We start from the raw sequence: 26,116 nt of genomic DNA, 5'->3' as shown, positions 1-26,116 counted from the left end.
GGCCACCCGCCTCCGATGATCATGAGGTTGGGCCGACGACACGCCGCCGAACCTGCCCATAAGTTCATGATCATCAAAGTGTGCGACCGGTGGGCGACCGGTGGGCTGCAACAAACCTGCACATCGATAACCTTGCATGCATGGAAAGCGCTTTCCTATGCTCGGAGACCACGTCGAGTTTCGTCGATGTTTCGAACGCTCGACGACCCGGTCTCGCGGAAGGAAGGCGCATGAAGGTACGTTCCCGGCTCGCCACCGCCGCGGTGGCGGCCACGGTGGCCGCGGCGATGCTGTACGCGGGCACCGCCAACGCCGCCACGCTGTTCAACGACGACTTCAACGACGGCAACTCGTCCGGCTGGACCACGTCCGGCGGGACCTGGTCCGTCAGCGCCGACGGCACGTCCGTGCTGCGGCAGGCGGGCACCAGCTCCGACGCCCGCGCCCGGGCGGGCTCGACTGCCTGGGCGAACTACACCGTCACCGCGCGAGTGAAGCTGACCGCGGTCAACGGCACGAACCGGTTCGCCGCGCTGCTGGCCAGGGCTCAGTCCAACACCAGCTATTACTACCTGGCTCTGCGCACCAACAACACGGTCGAGCTGAAGAAGCTGGTCGGCGGTTCGTCCACGACCCTGGCCAGCGCGGCGGTCACGGTGACCACCGGCGCCTGGTACACGTTGAGCCTCAAGGTCAGCGGCAGCAGCCTGCAGGGCGCCGTCGACGGCGGCGTCACGGTGTCCGCGACGGACGGTCAGTTCGCCACCGGCCAGATCGGCGTGGCCACCTACAACGCCGCCGCGAACTTCGACGACGTGCTCGTCGCCGACGCGGTCGGCCCGTCGCCGAGCCCGAGCACCGGCCCGTCGGCGAGCCCGAGCAGCAGCCCGAGCGCCAGCCCGCGGCCGAGCAGCAGCCCCAGCCCGAGCGCGAGCCCCAGTCCGAGCACAAGCCCCAGTCCGAGCCCGAGCGGCCCGCCGCCGAACCCGCCAGGGCCGGGGCAGCCGGACGGGTTCGCGACCGTTGCCGGATACGGCCAGGCCACCACCACGGGCGGGGCCGGCGGGCCGGTCGTCACCGTAGACACCACCGAGGAGTTCCTGGACTACATCGCGCGCACCGGGCCGTACACGATCCAGGTGTCGGGCACGATCACGCTGCCGACCGGCACCACCGACGGCATGCACAACGTCAGCTCCGACAAGACGATCGTCGGCCTCGGCTCGACCGCGCGCCTGGTCGGTGGGGGCCTGAACATCGGCCTGCCGGTCAGCGACGCGGTGACCTCGCCGCCCGCGAACGCCGTGCACAACGTCATCATCCGCAACCTGTCGATCAGCGGCGCCACCGACGACCTGATCAACGTGCAGATGTTCTCGCACCACATCTGGATCGACCACAACGACCTGTCCGACGGCGGCGACGGCGCGCTCGACATCAAGCGCGGCTCCGACCTGCTCACGGTGTCCTGGAACAGGTTCCACGACCACGACAAGACGACCCTGGTCGGCCACGACGACGCCAACGGCGCGCAGGACACCGGCCGGCTGCGGGTGACCTACCACCACAACTTCTTCGACCGCTCCGACCAGCGCAACCCGCGCGTGCGCTTCTCCCCGCTGGTCCACGTCTACAACAACTACTACTTCGACAACAGCTACGGCATCGCGTCGACCAACGAGTCCGGCCTGTTCGTGGAGGGCAACTACTTCTTCAGCGTGAACAACCCGGGCCGGGTCGAGTTCAGCGGCCCGCTGGGGCGGATGGTCGAGCGCAACAACATCCTCGTCGAGTGCAACCACCCCATCGAGGTGCGCGGCACCGTCACCGACCCGGCGACCTTCTACCCGTACACCGTGGACGACCCGGCCGCCGTGCCGACGATCGTCCCGGCGGGCGCGGGCGTCGGAAAGATCTGAGGGGGTACGCGATGAGGACAGCACACCGGGCGTGGGTCGCCACGGCGGTGCTCGCTACGACGGTGGCGGTCAGCGCCGTCGCGGTCAGCCGGGCCGACGCCGCCAGCCTGTTCAGCGACGACTTCAACGACGGCAACGCGAGCGGCTGGTCGACCTCCGGTGGCAGCTGGTCGGTCTCCGGCCAGAACTACCGCCAGTCGAGCACCGGCGCGGACGCGAAAGCGCAGGTCGGCACGGCCTCGTGGACCGACTACACGGTGCAGGCACGGGTGCAGCCGGTGGCCTTCGGCAACAGCACCCGCGCGGCGGGGATCACCGCCCGCGCCCAGAACATGACCAGCTTCTACGCGCTGGTGCTGGCCGGTTCCGGCACGGCGCAGCTGCGCCGGGTCTCCGGCGGCGGCACCACCACGCTGGCGAGCGCGCCGGTGAGCGTGTCCACCGGCACTTGGTACACACTCGCGCTGCGGGTGTCCGGGTCACAGCTGACCGGGTCGGTCAATGGGACCGCGCTGGTCAGCGCCAGCGACACGACGTTCGCCACGGGTCGGATCGGCCTGGTGGCGTCGTACACGAGCGCACTGTTCGACGACGTCACCGTGGAGTCCGGCACCGGCACACCGCCGAGCCCGAGCGCCAGCCCTGGGCCGTCGCCCTCGGCGAGCCCGAGCGCGTCACCGAGCCCGAGCAGCAGCCCGAGCGCGTCACCGAGCCCCAGCAACCCGAGCCCGAGCACGTCGCCGTCCCGCCCGCCGAGCCCGTCGCCCAGCACCAGCCCGGGGCCGGTGCCGCCGAACCAGGCCGACGGCTTCGCGAGCGTGAACGCGCTCGGCCAGAACGGCACCTACGGCGGGGTCGGCGGGCCGACGGTCGTCGTCGACACCACCGCCGAGCTGCTGGCCGCCATCGACACGATCGGGCCGATGGTCATCCAGGTGCAGGGCACGATCACCATCGACAGCAAGCGGGGAGTACGCCCGCACAAGACGATCGTCGGGCTCGGCTCCAACGCCGTCATCAGCGGGGGCGGGTTCGACTTCTACCGCTCGTACAACGTGATCGTCAGGAATTTGACCTTCACCAACGCCGAGGACGACGCGGTCAACGTGGGCCAGAACTCGCACCACGTCTGGATCGACCACAACCGCTTCGTGGCCCCCGTCGACGGCTCGATCGACATCGTCCGCGGCGCGGAGTACGTCACCGTGTCCTGGAACCACTTCGACCACACCGACAAGTCGATGCTGATCGGCCACTCCGACGGCAGCGCGAGCGAGGACGTCGGCCACCTCAAGGTGACCATCCACCACAACTTCTTCGACCACAGCCGCCAGCGCCACCCGCGGGTGCGCTGGGGCGACCCGGTCCACGTCTACAACAACTACTTCCTGGCCAACGAGCTGTACGGCGTCGCGTCCACCCAGGACGGCGGCGTGCTGCTGGAGGGCAACTACTTCCAGGACGTGCCGTTCCCCTGCTTCTCGGCCGGCGGCTACGCCGACAGCGGCCCGGGCCGGCTCGTCCAGCGCAACAACGTGTTCGTCGGCTCCGGGACCTGCGAGGTCTCCGGCACGGTGGCCGACCCCGGCACGTCCTACGCCTACACCGTGGCGGCCCCGGGCACCGTGCCCGCGGCCGTGACCGCGGGCGCCGGCGTGGGACGGATCTGACGGTGGCGGTGGGGCGGCATCCCGCCCGCCCCACCGGCCGGGGCCACCCCCCGCGTTGATCATGAACTTGTGGACGCGACGCGCCGTCGAACCGTGCCATAGGTTCATGATCAACGCGGGGAGGAGGGTCAGCAGGGGGCGGGGGTGCGGGTGACGCGGAAGGTGGTGAGGGGGGCGACGGGTGGGTTTTCGACGGCGTACGTGGTGCCGTCGTGCTTGCTGAACTCCACCACGGCCTGCACCGACATCGGCACCAGGACCAGGTTGAAGTCCTTGCCGGCGTCGCCGGGTGCGCCGATCACCACCCGCTCGGCCCGCCACGTGTCCCCGGCGAACGTCAGGAGCTTCGCCCAGTAGAACTTCGGGTCGCCCGGGTGCTGGATGAACAGCCCGACCTCTCGGCCCGGCGGCTTGCTGCCGCGCCCGGTGAGATCCGCGCACTGCGGCACGGCGGCGGCGCTGGTCAACTGAAAGCCGACCGGGGACGGCGACGGTGACGCGGACGAGGCGACGGTCGGTGGTGGCGGCGCGGAGCCGGTGGCGGCGGGGGAGTCGTCGGGCGACGGCCGGCCGAGCAGCGCCAAGGTCACGCCGATGAGGGCGGCCAGCACGACCCCCAGGAAGGTCCACTGGGCGGCGCGCCAGGGGCGCTTGGACGGTTTGTTCTCCGGCGCGGTCATCCCTTGTGGATACCGCACGCGGGCGATACGCGCCATCGCCCGCGTGCGATGAATCCGGAGGATCGGGTCAGCGCAGCGCCGCCTGGGCCAGGACTGACGGCGAGCCGCCGCCCCAGGTGCCGCTCAGCACGAGCGCACCGCCGCCGGCGGAGCCGAGCACGCGGTGCACGGTCAGTTCGACAGTGGTGGTGACGATGCGGGTCGGGTCGGCGTCGGTGGTCTGCTCGATCGCGCCGACGACGGGGATCGCGGTGCCCGGGGTGCCGCCGCCGCGCAGCGACATGGCCGGGGCCCGCTTCTCCTGGCGACCGTCGACGTCGACGAACTCCTCGGCCTCGCCGCCGCCGGTGAGGATCGCGGTGGCGAGCGCCTGGAGGTAGACCGGGTCGCCGGTGGCGTCGTACACCCAGCGCTTGCCGAGCACGGAGTGCTCGGTCGTGCCGACGAGCCACGGCTCCCCACCGGGCAGCGGTGCGCCGCGGTAGGTGAGCGGAACGTGCAGCAGCGGGCCGTCGCCGGCCTGGACCAGGATCGTCTCGACGCCGACCGCGCCGTCGGGGTCGTCGAAGCGGCACGCGGCCACCCGGTGCACGCCGGGCTCCGCCGGTCCCTGGTACCAGGAACGGGTGGGCAGCCACGAGTCGATCAGTTCGAGCTTGGTCGGCCGGATGTCCGCGCGGTACAGAAGTGCCATGGTCGGCATCGTAAACGCCCGGCCGGAACGCCCAACGGGGCCGCGTCCGGGCAGTAGCGCACGCCACCGGCGAAACGCGGCGGGCGGCCGGTGCGGCGGCATGACCGAGATCGGCAAAGCACTGCCGGGCGTATCCGTCGCGCGTAGTTTCGGACGGGTGGCCACCCTACTGGCGGTGAGCGTAGGCCTGCCCAAGGACGTCGACTGGCGCGGGCGGACGGTGCACACCGGGGTGTGGAAACAGCCGGTGGACGGCCCGGTGATGCTGCGCCGCCTCAACCTCGACGGCGACGGCCAGGGCGACCTCGGCGGGCACGGCGGCGAGCAGCGCGCGGTGCTGGTGTACCAGCAGGATTCCTACCGCTACTGGCAGCAGGTGCTGAGCCGCGACGACTTCGTGCCGGGCCAGTTCGGCGAGAACTTCACCGTCGACGGGCTGCCCGACGACGAGGTGTGCATCGGCGACCGCTACCGCGTGGGCGAGGCCGTCGTGGAGGTCACGCAGCCGCGGGTGACCTGCTACCGGGTGGGGATGCGGCTCAACGAGCCGAGCATGGCGGCGCTGATGGTCGCCCACCACCGGCCCGGCTTCTACCTGCGGGTGCTGACCGAGGGCCTGGTGCGGGCCGGTGACGAGATCGTGAAGCTGTCCACCGGACCCGAGGCGATGACCGTCGCCGAACTCGACGCCCTGCTCTACCTGCCGGGCCACGCCCGCGACGACGCCGCGCGGGCGCTGCGGATCCCCGCGCTCAGCCCGGGCTGGCAGGCCTCGATGCAGGGGCTGCTGGACCAGGCCGACGGGCAGGAGGGCAATGCGGGCCTGGAGACGGCCGCGGCCCCGCCCGCCTGGGCCGGGTTTCGCCCGCTGACCGTCACCGCGCTCGACGAGGAGACCCGCGACGTCTTCTCGCTGCACCTGGCCGCCGCCGACGGGACCCCGCTGCCCGCGGCGCTGCCCGGCCAGTTCCTGACGCTGCGGCTGCCCGGCGAGGCCGGGCCGCTCATCCGCAGCTATTCGCTGTCGGGCACGCCCGGGGACGCGGTGTACCGGATCAGCGTGAAGCAGGAGCCGCACGGCGCGGCCGGGACATACCTGCGCGCCAACGCCCGGCCCGGTCTGACCGTGGAGGCGGCCGCGCCGCGGGGCTCGTTCACCCTGGATCCCGGCGATCAGCCCGTGCTGCTGCTGTCGGCGGGGATCGGGGCGACGCCGGTGATGGCCATGCTGCACGCTCTCGCCGTGACGCAGCCGGACCGGGCGGTGTGGTGGGTGCACGGCGCGCGGGACGGCGCCGAGCACGCCTTCGCGGCGGAGAGCCGTGAGCTGCTGGGACGGCTGCCGCACGCGCACGCGTACATCTGCTACAGCCGACCAGGCCCGGAGGACCGCGACTACACCACCGCCGGACGGATCACTCCGGAGGTGCTGCGCGGGCTGAACCTGCCCCCGGACACGGCCGCCTACCTGTGCGGCCCGACGGAGTTCATGGGAGAGATCACCGCCGCTCTCGGTGAGCTGGGGCTGGGCCCCGCGCAGGTGCACAGCGAGCTGTTCGGCGCGCAGGGCGGCCTGACCCCCGGCATCGCCGCCGCGCCCGCTCCGCCGCCGCATCCGCCGGACGGCGCGCCCGGACCGGGTCCGGCGGTGTCGTTCGTCCGCAGCGGGCTGACCGTGCCGTGGAGCCCGGCCTATGCCAGCCTGCTGGAGTTCGCCGAGGCGTGCGACGTGCCGGTGCGCTGGTCCTGCCGGACCGGGGTGTGCCACACCTGCGTGAGCGGCCTGCTGTCCGGGCAGGTGGCGTACTCGCCCGAGCCCGTCGAGGAGCCCGGCGACGGCAACCTGCTGATCTGCTGCTCCGAACCGACCTCCGAACTGGCCCTCGACCTGTGACGTATCGCCGGGCGGCCGAGGATCGGTGTGTCTGGTGTCAGAAGCTGCGGTCGGGGCGCAGATCATGGCACGAAACAGCGATCTTGCCTAGCGACGGCGATCTTGCCTGGCCACGTCAGAACGTCTTGAAGTTGCGGATCGGCATGCGGGGGCCGTATTTCGGTGCGCCGATGCCGGAGACCTCGATGAGGTGGCAGACCCGGCCGCGCTGCCCGGCGAATGGGGCGAGCAGCTCCAGCATCCTGGCGTCGGTGCCGCGGGGCTCCCCGGCCAGCGCGTAGCAGACGAAGTTCGGCAGGTGGAAGTCGCCGACGCTGACCGCGTCGGGGTCGCCGAACACGACGGCCGCGGTCTCGGCGGCGGTCCACGGGCCGATGCCGCGGATGGTGAGCAGGTGCGCGGTCAGCGCCGCGCTGTCGGGGCGGCGTTCCAGCCGTCCGGCCTGGGCGGCGACCCGCCGCAGCGTGTCGGCCCGGCGCTGCTCCAGGCCCAGCGGGTGGAACTCGTAGTACGGGGTGGCGGCGACGACGTCCGGGTCGGGCGGCAGCCACAGGTTGTCCACCGGCCCCGGGGCCTTGGCGCTGAGCTTGCGGACGATCGCCGCGTACGCGCGGTACGCCTCGGTGCCGGTGACCTTCTGCTCGCACACCGCCCGCAGCAGGCGGGGGAACGCCAGGCGGGTCGCCGGCAGGCGCAGCCCGGCGTGCTCGCGGGCCAGCCGGGCGACCAGCGGGTGCGCCTTCGACAGCGCGGCGAACCCGGTGACGTCGTCGCGCAGCCCGGCGATGGCGTCGGCCTGCTCGGCCAGCCAGCCCGCTCCCTCGCCGTACGCCTCGACGTGCAGGAACCGGCCCGCGGAGCGCAGCGCCAGGCTGCCCGGACCTTGCGGGGTCCGGGCAGCCAGCCAGTAGACGCCGTCGACCCAGCGTGCGCACGGGTCGTGCCGGCCGAGGCTGAGCTGCCCGAGCGTACCGGCGATGTCGTATCGCTCAGGCAGCTCGTGTCGCTCGGTCACGGCATCGAATCTGCCACGCTCAGACGGCGAGCCACAGTGCGGGGGTGGTGGCGGGCTCCCAGCCGGTGAGCGACGTGTGCGCCTGGCGGCAGGAGTAGACGACGCCCTGGTAGGTCACCCGGGTGCCGGTGGCATAGCTGACGCCGGGCGCCCACGCCGGATACGACCCGGTCGGGCTGGCCGACGGGCTGGTGCTCGGTGACTTCGACGGCGAAACGCTCGGCGACGGTGAGGCGCTGGCCGACGGGGACGTGCTCGGCCGCGGCGACGCGGAGGGCGACACCGACGGCGACGGGACGGTGCCGCCGATCACCACGTCGGCGCAGGAGTAGAACGCCTCCGGGCTGTCCGAGCGCTGCCAGATCATGTAGATCAGGTGGCGGCCGGGGTGCCCGGACGGGATCGTCCCGGAGAGGCTGTAGTAGCCGTCGACGACCGCCGGGTTGGTGACGGTCAGGAACGGGCTGGCCTCCAGGTCGCCCCAGCGCAGCGGGGTGGCCGGGTTGTAGCCGGGCCGGGTGATGTAGAGCTGCCAGCTGCCCAGGTGGGGGGCGGTGGCGCGGATGCGGAAGGTGTACGCCCCGGACGCGGGCAGCGTGGTGGTCTTCCAGTCGCTGCGGCCCAGGTCGAGCCCGGCGTACTTGGTGCGGTTGGCGCTGCACAGCTTGCCGTCGGGGATGATGCTGCGGTGCTGCCCGGCGGCGTTGGCGATGTTCACCTCGTTCCAGTCGTAGAGCGGCTGGGTGCCGCCGAGGGCGACGACGGCCTGGCAGGCGGGCGTGTCCGGGGACTCCGGACCCTCCAGGTAGCACGTGTAGACCCGGCTGGCGGGCGTGGTCATGGTGCCGTGGCTCGACGCGGGCCCGGTCAGGGCGATCACGGCGAGGGTCGGGGCGAGGGCCAGCAGGGTCGTGGCGAGGGCAGCGCGGGAAGCGGCGCGCATGCGTTCCACCTCTCTGTGGAAGTTCCAATAAGGAAACTTAACTAAGAGATGAATTTACGCCTCACGTCCATACTGATCAATGGGCTGAGCCCAGACTGTTACCCGGCCACCGTGGTGCCCCGCTGGGCGGCCAGCGCCAGGGAGCGGTGCAGGAGTTTGCCGTCGCCGAGCAGGTGGCGCAGCTTCTTCTCCAGGCCGGCGATGGGCACCAGGTTCTGCGGGGCGCGGGGGTCCTTGTAGGGCAGCGACGCGAAGCGGGGGATCGTCGCCGTGGACAGCTCGGCCAGCGCGACGGCCTGGTGCTCGGGCACCTCGGCCGAGCACTCCACCCGCACGATGCCCGCCCAGGGCGAGCTGCCGCCGTGCGGCAGGCGCAGATACCAGGTGAGCCGCTCGTACACACCGGCGATCCGGAAGACCGGGGTGCGCTGCGCGGGCTGGAGCGCGGCGACCACGCTGATCAGGCGGTCGGGCAGGTACTGCTTCTGCTGGGTCTTGATGTAGCCCAGGGTGCGCGGCAGCGCGTCGCGGCTGCGCAGCGGCCCGTCCACGATCAGCAGATCGCCGTCCTCGCGCAGCTGGCGGGACACCTCGATCTCCAGCTCGGTCAGCGCCCGCTGCACGCCGTTGGACAGGTCGCCCTCGTCCGCGCCGACGATGGTCTCCGCGCGGTAGCGGGCGGCCTGCCCGGCGTCCACGTCGGAGGGACGTTCGGCGGCGGTGAACAGGGTGCGCTCGACCTTCACGCCGGTGACGCTGGCCCCGGACGAGCGCTCGCAACGCACCACCCCCGCCGCGTATGAGCAGGCCAGGCCGGGGCGGGTCACTCCGTCGTGGTCCTCGATCCAGAGCCGGGCGTCGGTGCGGCGTACGCCGTCGACGAGCAGCACCACGTCGGGTGCGCGTACGCCCGGCGGGGTGTCCAGGGGTTGCCAGGCCGCCGCCGGCAGCTCGATCTCGGCGTCGAGCTTGGCGCTGCTGGCCTCGGCGGGCCCCCGGTCCGCGCCGTCGAGACTGGCGCCGAAGCCGGGATCCCAGGCGTCCACATGGAACTTCATGAGATCTGTCTACCAGCTCTCGTCTATCCGACCCGCTCCACGCGGGCGGTGCGGGCGTCCTTGCTGATCTCGAAGCGGACCGGAATGCGCTCTGCCAGCGCCTGGACGTGCGTGACCACGCCGACCATGCGGTCACCGGTCGCGGCAAGGTTTTCCAGCGTAGCCGCGACGGTGTCCAGAGTGGACGCGTCCAGGGTGCCGAAGCCCTCGTCGAGCATGATGGACTCCAGGCTCGCCGTGGGGGACAGCCCGCCGAGCTGGTCGGCCAGCGCCAGCGCGAGCGCCAGCGAGGCCTGGAAGGTCTCCCCGCCCGACAGCGTCCGCACGGTGCGCCGCAGCCCGGCGTCGTGGTGGTCGACCACGAAGAACTCGCGGTCCTCGTGGATCAGGTCGTACTGCCCCGAGGACAGCTCGCGCAGGATCGCCGACGCCCCGTCCACGAGGGCGTCGAGCGCCTCCTGCAGCAGCCAGGCCTCGAAGTTGTTGGCCCGCAGGTGGGTGGCGAGCGCGGCGGCCACCTGCCGGTCGGTCTCGATCACGGCCCGCTGCGCCCGCAGCGCCTCGGCCTGGGCCCGCCGCGCCAGCAGCGTGTCCCGGGCGGCGGCCATGCGTTCCACGGTCACCGCGGCGGCCCGCTGGTGCTCCCCGACCCCGGGCCGGGGCAGCTGGGCCGCGGCGAACAGCTCGTCGAGCCGGTGCACCAGCGCGGCCGCGTGCTCGCGGGCCTGCGTCAGGCGGGCACGCTCGCCGTCCCGCTCGGCCTGGGCCGTGCTCGCCTGCTCGCGGGCCCAGCCGTCCAGGGCGCGCCAGGCGGCGGCGAGGTCGTCGCGGTCCGCGGCGGGCGGGGCCAGCGCGGCGACCGTGTCGCGGGCCGTGTCGAACGAACGCCAACCGGCGCTCAGCCGGTCCTGGGCCTGCTGCGCGGCGGCGGCGGCGCGCCGCTGCGCCTCCCGCGCGGTGCGCAGCGCGGCGGTGGCCGCGGTCAGTTCGCGCCGCAGCGCCTCGGCCGCGGTCAGCTGCTCCCGCAACTTCGGCACCGGTGCGGCGCCCTGCAGCAATCGGGCGACCTCGGCGGCGCGCACCGCGAGCTGCTCGCGCTGCGCGGAGGCCTTCGCGTGCCGCACGCTCGCCTCGTTGACCTTGCGGTCGAGCTGCTCGCGCCCGGTCCGGGCGGTGGACACGGCCTGCTCGGCCTGCTCGACGACCCTCTTCGCCGCGGTCATCGCGGGCTGGTCCGGCATGGCCGGCACGGTCGTCACGTGCTGCGTGCAGACCGGGCACTCGTGGCCCGCCCGGAGGTCCCGGCGCAGCCAGGCGGCCCGGTCGGCGGTCTGCGCCGCCTGCAGGGCCTGCTGCGCCTCGGTCAGCGCGGTCTCGGCCTGTGCCAGCCGGCCCACCGCCGCCTGCTGCGCGCCGAGCGCGGAGTCGTGCAACTGCTGCGCCTGCGACGCGGCCGCGTCCAGCTCGGACAGCTGGGTGCCCAGCCGCGACGACTCGGCGTGCGCTTCGAGCAGGCCGCGCAGCACCGTCGGGTCGGCGGCGGCCTCCAGCTGGGCGCGCACCTTCTCCTCGGACTCCTCGGCGGTGCCGACCGCGATGGCGGCGTCCTGCGCGGCGGCCGCGGCGGTGCGGGCCGCCTCGGCCAGGGTGGTCACCCCGGCGGGTGCGGCGACCGCGGTGAGCACGCGCAACCGCTGCTCGGCGACGGTCGCCTCCGTGCTGACCTGCTCCACCCGGCGCTGCGCCTCGACCAGCTCCGGCAGCGCGGCGTCGACGTCGGCGGCCAGCGCGCGGGCCTGCTCGACCCGCCGCTCGGCGGCCTCGACGGCCTCGTCGGAGGCGGCGGCGGTCAGCTCGTTGAGCACCGGCTCGGTCGCGGCCAGCTTCGCGTTGGCCTCGGCCACCAGCGCGGCGGCCTTCTCCCGGATCTTCTCGTACACGTCCAGGCCCAGCAGGCGGACCAGGATCTCCTGCCGCTCCGCGGGCCGGGCGTGCAGGAACGCCGCGAACTCGCCCTGTGGCAGCACCACACACTTGATGAACTGGTCGTACGGCAGCCCGACCACGTCCGCGACGGCGTGGTCCAGCTCGCTCGGCGTGCCCGCCAGCGCCTCACCCAGCTCGTCGAGCAGGTCGTCGCCGTCCAGCGTGGACGCGTCGAAGCCCGGGGTGAGCGCCTGCAGTCCGGCGGCCCGGGTCGCGGCGCGGCCCTTGCCGTCCCGGCGCACCACCCGCGTCGCCGCGTACCGGGTGCCGCCGGCCTCGAAGATGAGCCGCACCGCGGCCTCGGTCGCCGACGGCGCGAGCGCGTGCGCGACGCTGCGGCCGCCGCCCCAGCGCGGCGCGGTGCCGTAGAGGGCGAAGCAGATCGCGTCGAGCAGCGTCGACTTGCCCGAGCCGGTCGGCCCGACGAGCGCGAAGAAGTCGCAGTCGGTCAGGTCGACCGTGGTCGGCTCCCGGAACACCGTGAACCCGCGCAGATCGAGTCGCAACGGCCTCATCGCCGGGCCTCCCTCGTCGTGTCCTCGTGCCGTCGCGCCACAGTGCCGGCCGAGGCGAGCTGCCCGCTCATCCGGCCACCTCGGTGAAGAGGCGATCGAACAGGGACTTCGTCGCGGTGTCGGCGTGCCCGCGGTGGGTCAGGTAGTCGGCGAACAGCTCCGGCGCGCTGCGGCCCGAGCGCTGCGGCCGGGCGCTGCGGGTCGCCGCGTCGGGCAGCATCGACGAGTCCACCCGGATCTCCAGCGCCCGCGGATACAGCTCCTGCACCTGCTCTCGCAGGCCGGCCCGGGGCGGCTCGGCGACGTAGACCCGCAGCCAGGCGTCGTCCTCGGCCTGGGTCCCGGCCTGGGCGGTCAGCTCCTCCAGGGTGCCGCGCAGGGTGCGCAGCGGGGTGACGGTCGGCAGTTCCACGGTGCGGGCCTGCGCGGAGGTCTGCGCGGTCACCTCGACCATGGTCACGCTGGGGCGGTTCTCCTGCTCACCGAAGTCGACCGCGATCGGGGAGCCGCTGTAGCGGATCGGGCACGCGCCGGGCAGCAGCTGCGCCCGGTGCAGGTGTCCCAGCGCCACGTAGTGCGCGTTCGACGGGAACACCGACGACGGCACCGCATAGCCGAGGATGCAGTGGGCGTCGCGCTCGCCGCCGCCCATCGTCCCGCCGACCACGGTCAGGTGCGCGGTGAGCAGGTTGACCGTCTTCGGGTCGCCGAACGCCTGCTCGGCCAGCCGCGACATCAGCCGCGCCAGGTGATCGGCGTACGTCGCCTGCGCCTCCGCCTCGGTCAGGTCGAACATCTCCAGCGCGCGTACGGCATAGCGCTGGGACAGGAACGGCAGCGCGACACAGCGCCAGGCCTCGCCGCCCTTCGTGGTGCCCGAGACGATGTGGTCGGCCGGGTTGTCGCTGATCCGGCCGCGCAGGATGATGCCCGCCGCGTCGGCCCAGGAGCGCAGCGCGTCCAGCGCCGCGCCGTTGTCGTGGTTGCCCGCGATCGCGAGGACCTCGGCCCCGGTGGCGCGCAGCGCGCTCAGCGCCCGGGTCACGATCTTCGTGGCCTCCGGCGAGGGAGCGGCCACGTCGAACAGGTCGCCGGCGACGATGATCAGGTCGGGCTGCTCGGCCTGGGCGATCTGGACCACCGCGTGCAGTGCGGCGATCTGCTCCCCGGTGCGGGAGCGGCCCTTGAGCACCTTGCCGACGTGCCAGTCGGAGGTGTGCAGAATCCGCATCGTCAGTCCTTAAACTCGCTGCTCGGGGGACTCAGAAGGGGATCTCGTCGTCGGCCATGCCGTTGCGCGCGCCGGAGCCGACCACCGCGAACGGGTCGGTGGCGCTGACCATGCTGGCCAGCGTCGCCCGCGGCGCGGGACCCGCCTCGCTGGGCCGGGTCGCCCAGGCCGGGAACGGGAACTCCACCGCCAGCGGCACCGGGATCTCCGGCTGGCCGACGAACATGGTGCCGGGTTTGGCCAGCAGCACCCGCTGGCGCTGGGCGGGCGGCAGGAAGCCGTACTCCGGGCGGCCCGCCTCGGCCGGATCGAGTCGGCCGACGACCCGGATCGCCGAGTTGGCGACGATGCGCCGCTCCACCTCCGACGCGGTCTGCTGCGCGCCGATCAGCACCACGCCCAGCGAACGGCCCCGCTCGGCGATGTCGAGCAGCACGTCCTTGATCGGGCTGGAGCCGTCACGCGGGGCGTACTTGTTCAGCTCGTCGAGCACCACGAACAGCAACGGCTTGGGGCTGCCGGCCTTCTCCTTGCGCTCGAACTCGGTCTTCAGCGTCACGCCGACCACGAAGCGCTGCGCGCGGTCCGGGAGATTGTGCAGGTCGACCACGGTGACCTGGGCGCTCTCGGCGGTGGAGATGCTGTGCGCGCGGCGCTCGGGCAGGTCGCCGCGGATCAGCCGGGCCAGGTCGCGCTTGCTGTTGATGAGCCGGCGGGCGAACGCGTTGATCGTGCCGATGCCGACCGAGCTGCCGGACCACACGCCCCGGGTGTCCTCGTCGTTGAGCTGCTCCACCAGGTGGTCGACGAGCTGCTCGTAGCTGTTGATGCGGAAGCCGTCGAGGGTGATGCCGCCGTCGGTGGGCACCGCGTGCTTGGCCAGCTGCGCGGTGACCGAGTGCACCACCATCGTGTACTGCTGGCGTTCGTCGTCGGCGTCGGCGAACACGTACGGCAGCAGCCGGTCGGTGCAGAACTGCGCCAGCGTCCAGTAGAACGGGTCGACGCCGGTGAGCCGGCTGGCCACGTCGGGGCTGCCGGTCGGGTCCCCGGCCCGTGCCGGGGCGAACACGCTGACCTGCGGGAACGGCGCGGCCTCCAGGCCGAGCTTGTGATACTGCGCGCGGGTGCGCTCATCCAGGCGGGTGTTCTGGTGGTCGAGGAACAGCAGGTCCTCGCCCTTGACGTTGAAGATGAGCGCCTTGGTGTTGACCGCGTCGCCGCCGAACACCCCGGACCGGAACACGGAGTAGAGCAGGAAGGTCGCGAAGCTGGTCTTCGTCGCCACGCCCGAGATGCCCGAGATGGACACGTGCGCGCCCCGGCTGCCGTCGAGGAAGTCGGCGTTGAGGTAGACCGGCTGGCCGTCGCGGCCGGTGCCGATCGGCAGGCGGCGGTGCATGCGGTCGAAGGACAGCGCGCTGTCGCGCGACGCGCCCTGGGCCCGGAATGCGACCGCGCCGGGCAGCGGCGGCACGTACACCTCCGGCTCGACCCGGGTGACGGTGACCTCGGCCGCCTCCTGCACCTGCGCGGGCAGCATGCCCTCGGCGATGGCGAACACGTCGGAGTCGAAGCTCGCGCCCTCGTGGCGGGCCCGCACGCTGGTCACCACCCCGGCGATGGTGACCATGCCGATGTCCGGCAGTGGCCGCTGGGTCACCACCACATCGTCCAGCTGCAGGTATGACCCCTCGGCGACCGCGACCCAGAAGGTCAGCGGACTCGCGTCCTCGGTGCCCAGCACCCGCCCGACCGGGGTTCCCGGCTGCTCCTCGCTCACCCGCAGAACCCTAGCGGTCCCCAACGACAAACCCACCGTTCCAACGTCCCCACAGTGACCAGCCCCCCTCCCCGTGTCACCACCCCGACACCGGGGCCTGGCCACCGCCCACCCCGTTCATGATCGCTGTCTCGTGTCGAAAGGTGTGGTCAGACCTCGATTTTCGACACGGAACAGCGATCATGGCGTCGGTCAGGCGGTCTCCTTGCCGGGGATGACCCGGATGACCCAGGCTCCGGTGACGTCGTGCGGGGTGACGGTGAGCGTGACCAGCGAGCCTGGGGCGGGGGTCGTGAAGCCGGTCACCCAGGAGTACGGCCGGAACGTCCCGGTCTGCCAGTAGGTGTTGATCACGTTGGCTTCGAAGTCCCACCACGACCTGGAGTCCACCTCGACGCCGTTGAGCGCGAGGCGCAGCGTTCCCGGGGTCTGCGACCGCAGCCGCAGGTCGTAGCGGTCCTGCCAGACGATGGTGACGCTCATCGGGCGCAGCGGGTCGGCGGGGTCGCTGCGCAGCCACAGGTGCTCCTCGTCGGGCGCATGCTCCACTCCGCCCATAGACAGACTGTCGGTGAACTCGACCGGGCTGAGGGTGGCAGGTCGCGGGGGCAGCGGATAGTCGGCGAACGGCAGGTGCTCGCCGGCGGCGACGCTCAGCCAGGCGGTCGGGGGCACCGGGCGGCTCTCCGTCTTGCGGCCCGCCCCGTCACCCCAGATCACCATGGCCTTCGCGGTCATCGTGACGGTGACGGGTCTGCCGACCTCGATGCCGAGTCTTGCCGCTGCGTCCGGATGATCCGGCCAGTAGAGGCTGCTGGACCCGTTGCAGGTGCCGCCGCCGTAATCGTGTCCGTTGATGGTGAGTTTGTACTCCAGTGCCCCATCGGTCGTGGCCGGGCCGCACCGCTCGAAGATCCGCAGGTCCGTCGTGGTGGGGGTGAAGGTGATCGTCACCGAGGTCGCCTCGGGGGCGGACGTCGCGGCGGCCACGACACGGGCGCCGTTGGCGTACTCGGGGAAGCCCTCGATGAGGCGGGGCAGTGGGCTCGGTGTGACCGCGGGCTGGGGCGCGCTGCGCAGGGCGGGCGTCACGCCGTACCCGATGAGGACCAGCGCGACCACCGCGGCGAGCGCGCCGCCGACGGTCATCCGGCGGCGGCGGCGCGTCGCGATCCGGCCCTGCACCTCGTCCAGCCGCAGGTGCTGGTCGAGCCCGGCGGGCGGGCCGGACCGGTCGTCCAGCAGCTCCTTCAGGTCGATCATGCGAAGGCCCCCTCGATCGTGAGCGACTCGTCCAGGCGCAGGCGGGCCAGCGCCTTGGCGGCCTGGCTCTTCACGGTGCCGACGGACACCCCCATCGCCTCGGCGATCTGCGCCTCGCTGAGGTCCTCGAAATACCGCAGCACCAGCACGGCCCGCTGGCGGCGGGGCAGCCGACCCAGCGCCCGCCACACCTCGTCGCGAGCGTCGACGCCCAGGTGCGGATCGCTGCCCGCCGGTTCCGGCAGCACCTCCGTGGGCTGTTCACCCCGCCAGCGCCGCCGCCACCAGGTGGCATACGTGTTGACGAGGATGCGGCGCACGTACGGCTCGGGGTCGGCGTCGATGCGCCGCCACGCGCTCCATGCCTTGACCAGGCTGGTCTGCAGCAGGTCCTCCGCCTGTCCCCAGTCGTGGGTGAGCAGGTAGGCGGTGCGGAGCAGCCGTGGCGAGCGGGTCGCCACGAACTCCGCGAAGGTGTCGCTGTGCGTCACCGGTCCTCCAGGGTGTCGGTCGCCGGTACTACCACTCGGCCGACCGAGGGGGTTGCCTGCTGCCCCGGAGCTGCCCGCAGGTCCCGTGAAACTACCCGCGGCATCTCTTCTTCCGCAGGTCAGCCCTCATAGAGGGTTAAGAAGGTGCCCTTCCCCTACGGATAGCGATCAGAAGGTGCCCTTCCTTACATTGCGGGTGAGGAGGAAGCCCTCGTCGGTGGTGAGGACGTGGGCGGTGGTCATGGGGCGGGGCGGGTGGGGCGGGCCGGCGGTGATGCGGCCGGAGCCGGGGCCGGCCAGCAGCGGGGAGAGGGTGAGGCAGAGTTCGTCGACCAGGTCCTCGTCGCCGAGCGAGCCGAGCAGCGTCGGGCCGCCCTCGCAGAGCAGCTGGGTCAGGCCCCGCTCGTGCAGCAGGCGCAGGCCGCTTGCCAGGTCGGGGACGTCGGCGACGTCGGCGACCGTGGCCAGGGCGCGCCGGGCGGCGGGGTCGGCGGCGGGGCCGGTGAGGACCAAGGGCCGCACGGGTGCGTCGGCCAGGGCCGGTGCGGCGGGGTCGAGGCGCAGCGTGCCCGAGACGACGACCAGCCGGGGGTACGCGGGCAGCCCGTGCTCGCCCCGCCAGGTCCGCCGGGCCGGGTCCAGGGTGAGCGGGCGGTAGCGCTCGTCGCGCAGCGTGCCCGCGCCGACGAGCAGCCCGTCGCAGAGCTTGCGCAGCAGCCGGAAGACGCGCTTGTCGTCGTCGCCGGAGAGCCCGGTGGACAGCCCGTCCACGGCGACCGCCCCGTCCAGGCTCGACACGAAGTTCGCCCGCAGCCAGGGGACGTCGGCGCGGGGATACAGCCGCGCCAGGTCGTCGTCGTCCAGCGCGGCCAGGTTCCCGGCGATCACTCGCCTGCCGCCCCGGTGGCCGGGGGAGTGGGCTGCTGCGGCCGGTGCTGGCAGTCGCACCACGACCGGCCCTTGCACTCGCGGTGCCGCCGCTCCCGGCACGCCTGGCAGATCATGTGACTACTTTATCCGCCGGCCGCGCCCCGGTCAGGGCGTGCCGATGACCGAGGTGACGCCGCCGTCACGGGCGCGGGGGCGGCAGCCGACGACAACCAGGCTGTCGCCGGACTCCAGCGTGGCGACCTCCTGCCAGGGCAGGGCCTTGCCGCTGCGCAGCACGGCGACCACCGGCTCGGGGCATTCGCGCGGCGTCCGGCCGATCTCCTCCGGCCGCACCGGGCGCTCGACGAGTTCCAGGCCGTCGCCGTGCACCAGCAGGTCGGAGAAAACCTGACTGACCAGGGGCGACTTGGCGGCGACGCCGAGCAGCCGGCCGGCCGCCGCGGACGAGGTGATCACCGCGTCGGCGCCGGAGCGCAGCAGCAGCGGCTCGTTCTCGGCCTCCCTGATCGCGACGGCGACCAGGCACTTCGGGTTGAGCTGGCGGACCGTGAGGGTGGACAGCACCGCGGTGTCGTCGCGGTTGGTGGCGATGATGACGCGGGCGGCGGTGTGCACCGAGGCCTGGCGCAGCACCACGGCCCGGGTGGCGTCGCCGAGCACGGCGGCGTACCCGTCGCGGTTGGCCTCGTCGATGTACTCCTGCCGGTTGTCGACCACCACCACCTGCTCCGGGGATGTGCCGGAGGCCTGCAGTTGGCGGATCGCGTTGGCGCCCTTGGTGCCGTATCCGATGACGACGGTGTGCCCTCGCAAGGTCTTCCTCCAGCGGTCGCGCCGCACTTGGTCGCGGTAGTTCTTGGTGAGCACCTGGAACGCGGTGCCGACCAGGATGGCCAGGAACGCGATCCGCAGCGGGGTGATGACCAGGACGTTCACCAGCCGGGCGGTGGGGCTGACCGGCACGATGTCGCCGTAGCCGGTCGTCGACAGCGTCACCGTGGCGTAGTAGAGCGCGTCCAGCCAGCTCATGTGCCCGTCGGCGCCGTCCTTGTAGCCGGTGCTGTCGGCCATCACCACGCACACGACCGCGGCCAGGATGCCCAGGCCGTAGAGGACGCGCCGGCCGATCTGGCGGACCGGCTCGATCTCGCGCTCGGGCAGCTTGATCTGCCCGCGCTCGACAGCGGCGGCGTTCTTGGTCTTGAGCCCGGCCATGCTCGGAGAGTATCCGACGATCAGCTGTCCAACCCTGACCGTATGAACGAATTAATAATCGTCGAACGGCCAACAACCGCCGCGTCCTTCCTGGTGGGGCTCTCTCGATCATCCAGTGACGTAGGTAACAGAATGGGAACGCTCCCATCACGTCCCTTGACACCCACGTAACCTCACGGCAATCTCATGGGAGCGCTCCCGACCATGTGGTCCACGCCACAGGGAGACCGATCCCTAGTTTTCACCCCCACCGCACATCGACGACCTGAGAGGGGTCAGGATGAGCACGAATCTGCGGCGCCGTTCCTTCGCGGCGATCGCACTCGCTGCCGCCGTCACGCTCGGCGCAGCGGCCTGCTCGTCGGAGGAGCCGGGCACCGGCACCACCGAGCAGATCACCCTGAATGTGGATGTCTTCGGCAACTTCGGTTACGAAGAGCTTTACAAGCAGTACATGGCGGAGCACCCCAACGTGAAGATCGTTGAGCGTGGCACCGGCTCCCAGCTGGACGCGCACAACCAGCAGCTGACCCAGCGGCTTGCCGCCGGTGCCGGCGCGGGTGACGTCGTCGCGCTCGAAGAGGGCGTGATCATCTCCTACCTGGACAAGGCCAACCTGTTCACCGACCTCGGTGAGTACGGTGCCAAGGACCTCGCGGGCAACTTCATCCCGTGGAAGTTCCAGCAGGGCACCACCGCCGACGGCAAGATCCTGGGCCTCGGCACCGACGTGGGCTCGATGGCCATGTGCTACCGCACCGACCTGTTCAAGAAGGCCGGCCTGCCGACCGACCGTGCCGCGGTCTCGGCCCTGTGGCCGACCTGGGACGACTACATCAAGACCGGCCAGACCTTCAAGAGCAAGGTCAAGGACGCGGGCTTCATCGATGCGGTGACCAACACGTACAACACGATCCTGATGCAGAAGGCCGGTCAGGGCGCGGGCTACACGTACTTCGACAAGTCCGGCGCGATGACGATCGACACCAACCCGGCGGTCAAGGACTCGTACGACCTCGCGGTCAAGATCCTGGACGCGGGCCTGTCGGCCAAGCTGCAGGCCTGGACCCAGGAGTGGAACAACGGCTTCAAGCAGGCGCAGTTCGCCACCATCGCCTGCCCGGCGTGGATGACCGGTTACATCACCGAGCAGAACGGCGCCGACGGCAAGGGCAAGTGGGACATCGCTGCCGCGCCCGGTGGCGGCGGCAACTGGGGCGGCTCGTTCCTCGCCGTGCCGAAGCAGTCCAAGCACGCCAAGGAGGCCGCCGAGCTGGTCAAGTTCCTGACCAACCCGGCCGGTCAGACCGCCGCCTTCAAGTCGAAGGGCAACCTGCCCTCGTCGCCGCAGGCGCTGGCCGACGCGGCCGTCAAGGCCGCCGTGAACGAGTACTTCAGCAGCGCTCCGACCGGCGACATCTTCGCCAAGGGCGCGCTGGACCTCAAGCCGGTCTACCTGGGTGCGAAGAACGCCCCGGTGCGCACCGCGGTCGAGAACGCGCTTCGCACGGTGGAGCAGGGCACCAAGAAGTCTGCCGACGCCTGGACCGCCGCCGTCACCGACGGCAAGAAGGCCGCCCAGTAAGTAACGCCCGATGAAGCCGGGGTGGGGGGGGGGGGGGGCCCCCCCCCCCCCCGGGGGGGGGGGGGACCACCCAGGGGGCCCGCCCCCGCCCCCCCCGCCCCCCCCCCCCCGCCCCCCCCCCCCCCCCCCCCCCCCGCGGGGGGGGGGGGGGGGGGCCCCCCCCCCCCCCCACCCCGGTCATGGCAGTCGCAACCATCTGGGTCGCCCGCTACCGCAGTCCCTTGATCGGCAGTGCCTCTCCGTTCCGCGCGGGGGCCACCGAACGGACGGCATCGCGGACTCCGCCGGCCGGCAAGCACAGGAGTGGTCATGACAGTGCAATCCTCCACGCGACCTGAGGTCGCGCCGGGGCATCGCAGGGGTGGGTCGAAGCCGCCCATGGAATCGCAGCGGAGCAGGGGAGTGCTCGGGCGGATCGACATCAAATACTCCCCGTACCTCTACATCGCGCCGTTCTTCGTGGTGTTCGGCATCTTCGGCCTCTGGCCGCTGATCTACACGCTGCGGATGTCGCTCTACGACTGGGATCTCGGCTCCACCGTCGAGACCGCGAAGTTCGTCGGGTTCGACAACTTCGCGATGTTCCTCGGCGACACCGACTTCTGGAACTCGGTCGTCAACACCATCGCGATGTTCCTGATGTCCACGATCCCGCAGCTGATCCTCGCGCTGATCCTGGCGAACGCGCTCAACAAGCGCCTGCGCGGCCGCACGCTGCTGCGGATGGGCGTGCTGATCCCGAACATCACCTCGGTGGCCGCGGTCTCCATCGTCTTCACCCAGCTCTACAACCGCGACTTCGGTCTGATCAACTGGGTGCTCGGCTTCGTCGGCGTCGAGCCGATCGACTGGACGGCGCGCAGCTGGTCGTCGTGGGTAGCCATCTCCTCGATGGTCGACTGGCGCTGGACCGGCTACAACGCGCTGATCTTCCTGGCCGCGATGCAGTCCATCCCGCGCGACATCTACGAGTCGGCGTCGATCGACGGCGCGTCGGGCTGGCGGCAGTTCTGGACCATGACCGTGCCCATGCTGCGGCCCACCATCATCTTCGTGACCATCATCTCGACCATCGGCGGCCTGCAGCTCTACGGTGAGCCGCTGCTGTTCACCGGCGGCGGCAACCCGCTGCTGGGCGGCTCGGACCGTCAGTCGCAGACGGTGACGATGTTCCTGATGGAGCAGTTCTACATGAAGTTCGAGCTGGGTCGGGCCGCCACGGTCGCCTGGCTGCTCTTCATCCTGATCATGATCTTCAGCATCATCAACTTCCTGTTCACTCGGAGCCTCCGGTCGGCGGACGGGAAGGCCAAGCAGAGGAAGGTGACGCGATGACCGCCACCGCAGTCCGGACCGGTACCACGCCCGCGCCTGCGCCGAAGCGCCGCCGCCGCAAGGGCGGGGGCGCCGCGGAGCGGCTCTGGCAGGCCAGCCCGCTGACGTACGTCACCCTGCTGGCGGCGGTGGCGCTGTCGATCTTCCCGCTGTACTACATGTTCGTCATCGCGACCCGCACCAACGACGCGATCGGACAGACCCCGCCCCCGGTGACCCCGGGCGGCGAGATCGGCGGCAACGTCGACCGCCTGCTGTCCAACGACAGCGCCGCGTTCATGACCGGCCTGGTGAACTCCGCCGTCGTCGCGACCGTCGTCACCGTGTTCGTGGTGTTCTTCTCGTCGCTGGCCGGCTTCGCCTTCGCGAAACTGCAGTTCAAGGGCCGCAACGGCATGATGCTGGCGATCCTGATCACGATGATGGTCCCGACGCAGCTCGGCATCGTGCCGCTCTACCAGATGATGTACGAGTGGGACCTGCACAACAAGCTGCCCTCGATCATCCTGCCGTTCCTGGTCAGTGGCTTCGGCGTGTTCATGATGCGCCAGTACGCGAGCCAGGCCGTGCCGGACGAGCTCATCGAGGCGGCCCGCATGGACGGTTGCAGCACGTTCCGCACCTACTGGAACGTGGTGCTGCCGGGGCTGCGTCCCGCCATCGCGGTGCTGGGCCTGTTCACCTTCATGGAGCAGTGGAACTCGTTCCTCTGGCCGCAGATCGCGCTCGGTGACCCGACGAACCCGACCGTTCAGCTGTCCCTGCAGCGCCTCTCGCAGGGTTACTACAACGATTACTCCCAGGTGTTCGCGGGTACGCTGCTCAGTGTCGTGCCGTTGCTCGTGATCTTCATTATCTTCGGTCGTCAGATCATCGGCGGCATCATGGAAGGTGCTGTAAAAGCGTGACCACTCAGCAACACCCTCAGCTCGCCACGCCGACCGTGTCCTTCCCCCAGGACTTCCTCTGGGGTGCGGCCACCGCCTCCTACCAGATCGAGGGCGGCGCGTTCGAGGACGGGCGCACTCCGTCCATCTGGGACACCTTCGCCCGTACCCCCGGCAAGGTGCTCAATGCGGACTCCGGCGACGTCGCCTGCGACCACTACCACCGCAGGGCCGACGACGTCGCCCTCATGGCCGAGCTCGGGCTCCAGTCCTACCGCTTCTCCGTCGCGTGGCCCCGGGTGCAGCCCGGCGGCCGCGGCCCGGCCAATCAGAAGGGCCTCGACTTCTACCGGGGCCTGGTGGACGACCTGCTCGGCAAGGGCATCGAGCCCTGGCTGACGCTCTACCACTGGGACCTGCCGCAGGAGCTCGAGGACGCCGGCGGCTGGCCGGAGCGGGACACCGCCTACCGGTTCGCCGAGTACGCGGGGCTCGTCCACGACGCCCTCGGTGACCGGGTGAAGTTCTGGACCACCCACAACGAGCCCTGGTGCAGCGCGTTCCTCGGCTACGGCTCGGGTGTGCACGCGCCCGGCGTGACCGACGGCGCGAAGGCGCTGGCCGCCGCCCACCACCTCAACCTGGGCCACGGCCTGGCGGTGCAGGCCATCCGGGCCGCGGTGCCGGACCGCCAGATGGGCATCACGCTCAACCTGCACTCGCTGCAGGCGGCCACGGACGCCCCCGAGGACCTCGACGCGGTGCGCCGCATCGACGGTGTCGGCAACCGGATCTTCCTGGACCCGGTCTTCCGCGGGGAGTACCCGGCCGATCTGCTGGCGGACACCGCCGAGCTGACCGACTGGTCCTTCGTGCAGCCCGGCGACCTGGCGATCATCAACCAGCCGCTGGACATGCTCGGTGTCAACTACTACACCCGGCAGGTCGTGGCCGGTCCGTCCGACGACGGCGCGCCGCAGTCGCACTGGCGGGCCCCGTCGGCGTGGCCGGGCAGCGGGCAGGTCCGCTTCCTGACCCGGGAGCTCCCGGTGACCGAGATGGGCTGGGAGGTCGACCCCGACGGGCTCGTCGACCTGCTCAAGCGCACGCACGAGAACTACGGCCCGATCCCGATGTACATCACCGAGAACGGCGCGGCGTACGACGACAAGGTCGCCCCCGACGGCTCGGTGCCGGATCCGGACCGGGTCGCCTACCTGGACGCCCACCTGAAGGCGTGCCATGAGGCGATGGCGTCCGGGGTGCCTTTGCGGGGATACTTCGCGTGGTCGCTGCTGGACAACTTCGAGTGGGCCTGGGGCTACTCGCGGCGGTTCGGCATCGTCCATGTCGACTATGACACCCAGGTTCGCACGCCCAAGACCAGTGCACACTGGTACGCGGACGTGATCCGGCGCGGCGGGCTCGCCGCCTGACGGCACAGCAACCCGGGGCCGGCCACCGGCCGGCCCCGGACCTGCCCAGAACGAGGAGCATCGATGACGACGCAGCGCACCAGGTCTGCGGGGCGGCCCACGCTGGATGAGGTGGCCGCGCTCGCCGGCGTGGGCCGGGGCACCGTGTCGCGGGTCGTCAACGGCTCACCCCAGGTCAGCCCGGAGGCCCGCTCGGCCGTCCAGGAGGCGATCAAGGAGCTGGGCTACGTGCCCAACCGCGCGGCCCGGGCCCTGGTCACCCAGCGCACCGACTCCGTCGCCCTGGTCGTGTCCGAGTCGCAGGAACGCGTCTTCACCGAGCCGTTCTTCGCCGGCATCGTGCGCGGCATCAGCTCCGCCCTGGCCGACACGTCCCTGCAGCTGTGGCTGGCCATGGCGCAGACCCAGGGCGAGCGCCAGCGCATCGAGAACCACCTCACCAGCCAGCACGTCGACGGCGTGCTGCTCGTCATGCTGCACGAGTCCGACCCGCTGCCGCAGCTGCTGCGCCAGCGCGGCCTGCCCACCGTGCTCGGCGGCCGCCCCGTCAACGTCGACCCGCAGATCTCGTACGTCGACATGGACAACGTCAACGGGGCCCGCGCCGCGGTCGAATACCTGCTGGCCTCCGGTCGCAAGCGGGTCGCCACCATCGCCGGCCCGCAGGATCTCGGCGTCGGCGTCGACCGCCTCGTCGGCTACCGCGCCGCCGTGCAGAACGCCGCCGTCGAGCCGCTGATCGAGTTCGGCGACTTCAGCGAGTACAGCGGCGTCGACGCCATGCGCCGGCTGCTGGCCCGCCGCCCCGACCTCGACGCCGTCTTCGTCGCCTCCGACCTGATGGCCGCCGGTGCGGTGCGCGCCCTGCGCGACAACGGCCGCCGCATCCCCGAGGACGTCGCCGTGATCGGGTTCGAGGACTCGCCCGTCGCCCGGCAGACCGACCCGCCGCTCACCACCGTCTACCAGCCGGTCGAGGACATGGGCCGGCACATGGTCCGGCTGCTGCTCAGCCGCATCCGCGGCGAGGACCAGCCCACCCACGTCCTCCTGGACACCCACCTGGTCCACCGCAACTCCGCGTAACCAGCATCCCCAGCCTCCACCCTCCGGTGGTCCGGCGGCTCGCCAATCAGCGCTCGCCGCGGCTCGCCCTGTTTTTCATAGACGTTGGCCTATCTGGATGAGTTTGATCTACAAATTCTCATCCAGATAGGCCAACGTCTATCAAGGGGCCTGAGTTCGATGCCGGAGCCGAGCTGGCGGGTGGTGGGTGGGTGGCGGAGAATTCATTCGTCGTCCGGTGGATGGACACGCGTTGACGGGTGCGCGGGCGGGCGGGGAGGATATGAGTCCGCCCCATGTCGGGCGGTGTGATTCATTTAATATGATCGTTGTTTGCGTGACGATGGTGTGGTGTTACCGCACCATTTGCCTGTGATCAGCGATCATGGGTAGGTCCCGGGTGGCGGCAATGGCGGCGCCGGACCGGTGAGGACGGCGCTGACCTGCGGGGATGCGGTGGAGATTGTTTCCCGCGGATACGGCGTCGCAATGCGTACGAAACGGTAATAGGGCAAGGTCGGGCAGAGTTCCGGCACAAGCCCGCGTGCCGTCGTGGAGAG

General features: G+C 71.5%; 20 protein-coding genes. 8 read left to right on the top strand and 12 right to left on the bottom strand.

Going from position 1 to position 26,116, the window contains the following annotated elements:
• Positions 1-230: 230 nt before the first annotated feature.
• Positions 231-1,919, top strand: a complete 1,689-nt coding sequence (locus F9C41_RS14505; protein ID WP_155387299.1) for a pectate lyase family protein — start codon at positions 231-233, stop codon at positions 1,917-1,919.
• 11 nt (positions 1,920-1,930) lie between these two features.
• Positions 1,931-3,589, top strand: a complete 1,659-nt coding sequence (locus F9C41_RS14500; protein WP_155387298.1) for a pectate lyase family protein — start codon at positions 1,931-1,933, stop codon at positions 3,587-3,589.
• A gap of 128 nt (positions 3,590-3,717) precedes the next feature.
• Here F9C41_RS14500 and F9C41_RS14495 read toward each other — a convergent pair whose 3' ends face one another.
• Both F9C41_RS14495 and F9C41_RS14490 read right to left on the bottom strand, forming a co-directional pair.
• Positions 3,718-4,269 carry a hypothetical protein gene (locus tag F9C41_RS14495; RefSeq protein WP_155387297.1) on the bottom strand — a complete coding sequence of 184 codons (552 nt, stop codon included), beginning with the start codon at positions 4,267-4,269 and terminating at the stop codon, positions 3,718-3,720.
• Between the two features lie 67 nt (positions 4,270-4,336).
• Positions 4,337-4,963, bottom strand: coding sequence for a CG0192-related protein (locus F9C41_RS14490; protein ID WP_155387296.1), 627 nt, complete (start codon positions 4,961-4,963; stop codon positions 4,337-4,339).
• Positions 4,964-5,063: 100 nt separating this feature from the next.
• On the opposite strand from F9C41_RS14490, the gene F9C41_RS14485 reads away from it, so the two are divergent.
• Entirely contained in the window at positions 5,064-6,857 is a 1,794-nt protein-coding gene (locus F9C41_RS14485) for an MOSC and FAD-binding oxidoreductase domain-containing protein (protein ID WP_230689593.1), read from the top strand.
• A 115-nt stretch (positions 6,858-6,972) separates the two neighbouring features.
• Here F9C41_RS14485 and F9C41_RS14480 read toward each other — a convergent pair whose 3' ends face one another.
• From F9C41_RS14480 to F9C41_RS14435, 10 genes are all read right to left on the bottom strand, one after another.
• Positions 6,973-7,872, bottom strand: coding sequence for a DNA-3-methyladenine glycosylase family protein (locus F9C41_RS14480; protein ID WP_155387294.1), 900 nt, complete (start codon positions 7,870-7,872; stop codon positions 6,973-6,975).
• A gap of 19 nt (positions 7,873-7,891) precedes the next feature.
• Positions 7,892-8,815: a lytic polysaccharide monooxygenase auxiliary activity family 9 protein gene (locus F9C41_RS14475; RefSeq protein WP_230689592.1), complete on the bottom strand. Its 924-nt coding sequence runs from the start codon at positions 8,813-8,815 to the stop codon at positions 7,892-7,894.
• A 98-nt stretch (positions 8,816-8,913) separates the two neighbouring features.
• Complete coding sequence (locus tag F9C41_RS14470) at positions 8,914-9,873, bottom strand: hypothetical protein (protein ID WP_155387293.1); 960 nt, start codon at positions 9,871-9,873, stop codon at positions 8,914-8,916.
• A gap of 23 nt (positions 9,874-9,896) precedes the next feature.
• The gene (locus F9C41_RS14465) at positions 9,897-12,374 is read right to left on the bottom strand and encodes an AAA family ATPase (protein ID WP_155387292.1); all 2,478 of its coding nucleotides are present in this window, start codon (positions 12,372-12,374) and stop codon (positions 9,897-9,899) included.
• Between the two features lie 67 nt (positions 12,375-12,441).
• A complete protein-coding gene (locus F9C41_RS14460; RefSeq protein WP_155387291.1) occupies positions 12,442-13,605 on the bottom strand; it encodes an exonuclease SbcCD subunit D in 1,164 nt (387 codons plus the stop codon).
• Positions 13,606-13,636: 31 nt separating this feature from the next.
• On the bottom strand, positions 13,637-15,394 hold the full coding sequence (locus F9C41_RS14455) for an ATP-binding protein (protein WP_230689633.1): 1,758 nt from the start codon (positions 15,392-15,394) through the stop codon (positions 13,637-13,639).
• Positions 15,395-15,580: 186 nt separating this feature from the next.
• Positions 15,581-16,651, bottom strand: a complete 1,071-nt coding sequence (locus F9C41_RS14450) for a hypothetical protein (protein WP_155387289.1) — start codon at positions 16,649-16,651, stop codon at positions 15,581-15,583.
• The gene (locus F9C41_RS14445) at positions 16,648-17,142 is read right to left on the bottom strand and encodes a SigE family RNA polymerase sigma factor (RefSeq protein WP_155387288.1); all 495 of its coding nucleotides are present in this window, start codon (positions 17,140-17,142) and stop codon (positions 16,648-16,650) included. Before F9C41_RS14445 ends, F9C41_RS14450 begins: the two co-directional genes overlap by 4 nt.
• A 168-nt stretch (positions 17,143-17,310) precedes the next feature.
• Positions 17,311-18,030, bottom strand: a complete 720-nt coding sequence (locus F9C41_RS14440; RefSeq protein WP_407924701.1) for a pyrimidine reductase family protein — start codon at positions 18,028-18,030, stop codon at positions 17,311-17,313.
• A gap of 147 nt (positions 18,031-18,177) precedes the next feature.
• Positions 18,178-19,248: a potassium channel family protein gene (locus F9C41_RS14435; protein ID WP_155387286.1), complete on the bottom strand. Its 1,071-nt coding sequence runs from the start codon at positions 19,246-19,248 to the stop codon at positions 18,178-18,180.
• 280 nt (positions 19,249-19,528) lie between these two features.
• Here F9C41_RS14435 and F9C41_RS14430 point away from each other — a divergent pair, with 280 nt between their 5' ends.
• The 5 genes from F9C41_RS14430 to F9C41_RS14410 all read left to right on the top strand — a co-directional run bounded on the left by F9C41_RS14430 (position 19,529) and on the right by F9C41_RS14410 (position 25,577).
• Positions 19,529-20,833: an ABC transporter substrate-binding protein gene (locus F9C41_RS14430; protein ID WP_155387285.1), complete on the top strand. Its 1,305-nt coding sequence runs from the start codon at positions 19,529-19,531 to the stop codon at positions 20,831-20,833.
• A gap of 309 nt (positions 20,834-21,142) precedes the next feature.
• A complete protein-coding gene (locus F9C41_RS14425) occupies positions 21,143-22,168 on the top strand; it encodes a carbohydrate ABC transporter permease (protein ID WP_155387284.1) in 1,026 nt (341 codons plus the stop codon).
• Positions 22,165-23,076 (top strand): carbohydrate ABC transporter permease, encoded by a 912-nt coding sequence (locus tag F9C41_RS14420; protein WP_155387283.1) that lies wholly within the window; start codon positions 22,165-22,167, stop codon positions 23,074-23,076. Before F9C41_RS14425 ends, F9C41_RS14420 begins: the two co-directional genes overlap by 4 nt.
• Positions 23,073-24,491, top strand: coding sequence for a GH1 family beta-glucosidase (locus tag F9C41_RS14415; protein WP_155387282.1), 1,419 nt, complete (start codon positions 23,073-23,075; stop codon positions 24,489-24,491). The genes F9C41_RS14420 and F9C41_RS14415 overlap by 4 nt, the downstream gene beginning before the upstream one ends.
• A gap of 63 nt (positions 24,492-24,554) precedes the next feature.
• On the top strand, positions 24,555-25,577 hold the full coding sequence (locus F9C41_RS14410) for a LacI family DNA-binding transcriptional regulator (RefSeq protein ID WP_120318735.1): 1,023 nt from the start codon (positions 24,555-24,557) through the stop codon (positions 25,575-25,577).
• Positions 25,578-26,116 lie beyond the last annotated feature (539 nt).

Origin of the sequence: Catellatospora paridis (assembly GCF_009720365.1) — a bacterium.
Classification (GTDB): Bacteria; Actinomycetota; Actinomycetes; order Mycobacteriales; family Micromonosporaceae; genus Catellatospora; species Catellatospora paridis.
This window is presented reverse-complemented; position numbering and strand designations above follow the sequence as displayed.

Excerpts from the sequence above, each read along its gene's own strand:
- F9C41_RS14465 (WP_155387292.1), bottom strand. The coding sequence starts at position 12,374 with ATGAGGCCGTTGCGACTCGATCTGCGCGGGTTCACGGTGTTCCGGGAG.
- F9C41_RS14450 (WP_155387289.1), bottom strand. The coding sequence starts at position 16,651 with ATGATCGACCTGAAGGAGCTGCTGGACGACCGGTCCGGCCCGCCCGCC.
- F9C41_RS14495 (WP_155387297.1), bottom strand. The coding sequence starts at position 4,269 with ATGACCGCGCCGGAGAACAAACCGTCCAAGCGCCCCTGGCGCGCCGCC.
- F9C41_RS14475 (WP_230689592.1), bottom strand. The coding sequence starts at position 8,815 with ATGCGCGCCGCTTCCCGCGCTGCCCTCGCCACGACCCTGCTGGCCCTC.
- F9C41_RS14505 (WP_155387299.1), top strand. The coding sequence starts at position 231 with ATGAAGGTACGTTCCCGGCTCGCCACCGCCGCGGTGGCGGCCACGGTG.
- F9C41_RS14410 (WP_120318735.1), top strand. The coding sequence starts at position 24,555 with ATGACGACGCAGCGCACCAGGTCTGCGGGGCGGCCCACGCTGGATGAG.
- F9C41_RS14430 (WP_155387285.1), top strand. The coding sequence starts at position 19,529 with ATGAGCACGAATCTGCGGCGCCGTTCCTTCGCGGCGATCGCACTCGCT.
- F9C41_RS14470 (WP_155387293.1), bottom strand. The coding sequence starts at position 9,873 with ATGAAGTTCCATGTGGACGCCTGGGATCCCGGCTTCGGCGCCAGTCTC.
- F9C41_RS14435 (WP_155387286.1), bottom strand. The coding sequence starts at position 19,248 with ATGGCCGGGCTCAAGACCAAGAACGCCGCCGCTGTCGAGCGCGGGCAG.
- F9C41_RS14420 (WP_155387283.1), top strand. The coding sequence starts at position 22,165 with ATGACCGCCACCGCAGTCCGGACCGGTACCACGCCCGCGCCTGCGCCG.
- F9C41_RS14500 (WP_155387298.1), top strand. The coding sequence starts at position 1,931 with ATGAGGACAGCACACCGGGCGTGGGTCGCCACGGCGGTGCTCGCTACG.
- F9C41_RS14490 (WP_155387296.1), bottom strand. The coding sequence starts at position 4,963 with ATGGCACTTCTGTACCGCGCGGACATCCGGCCGACCAAGCTCGAACTG.
- F9C41_RS14425 (WP_155387284.1), top strand. The coding sequence starts at position 21,143 with ATGACAGTGCAATCCTCCACGCGACCTGAGGTCGCGCCGGGGCATCGC.
- F9C41_RS14485 (WP_230689593.1), top strand. The coding sequence starts at position 5,064 with ATGACCGAGATCGGCAAAGCACTGCCGGGCGTATCCGTCGCGCGTAGT.
- F9C41_RS14460 (WP_155387291.1), bottom strand. The coding sequence starts at position 13,605 with ATGCGGATTCTGCACACCTCCGACTGGCACGTCGGCAAGGTGCTCAAG.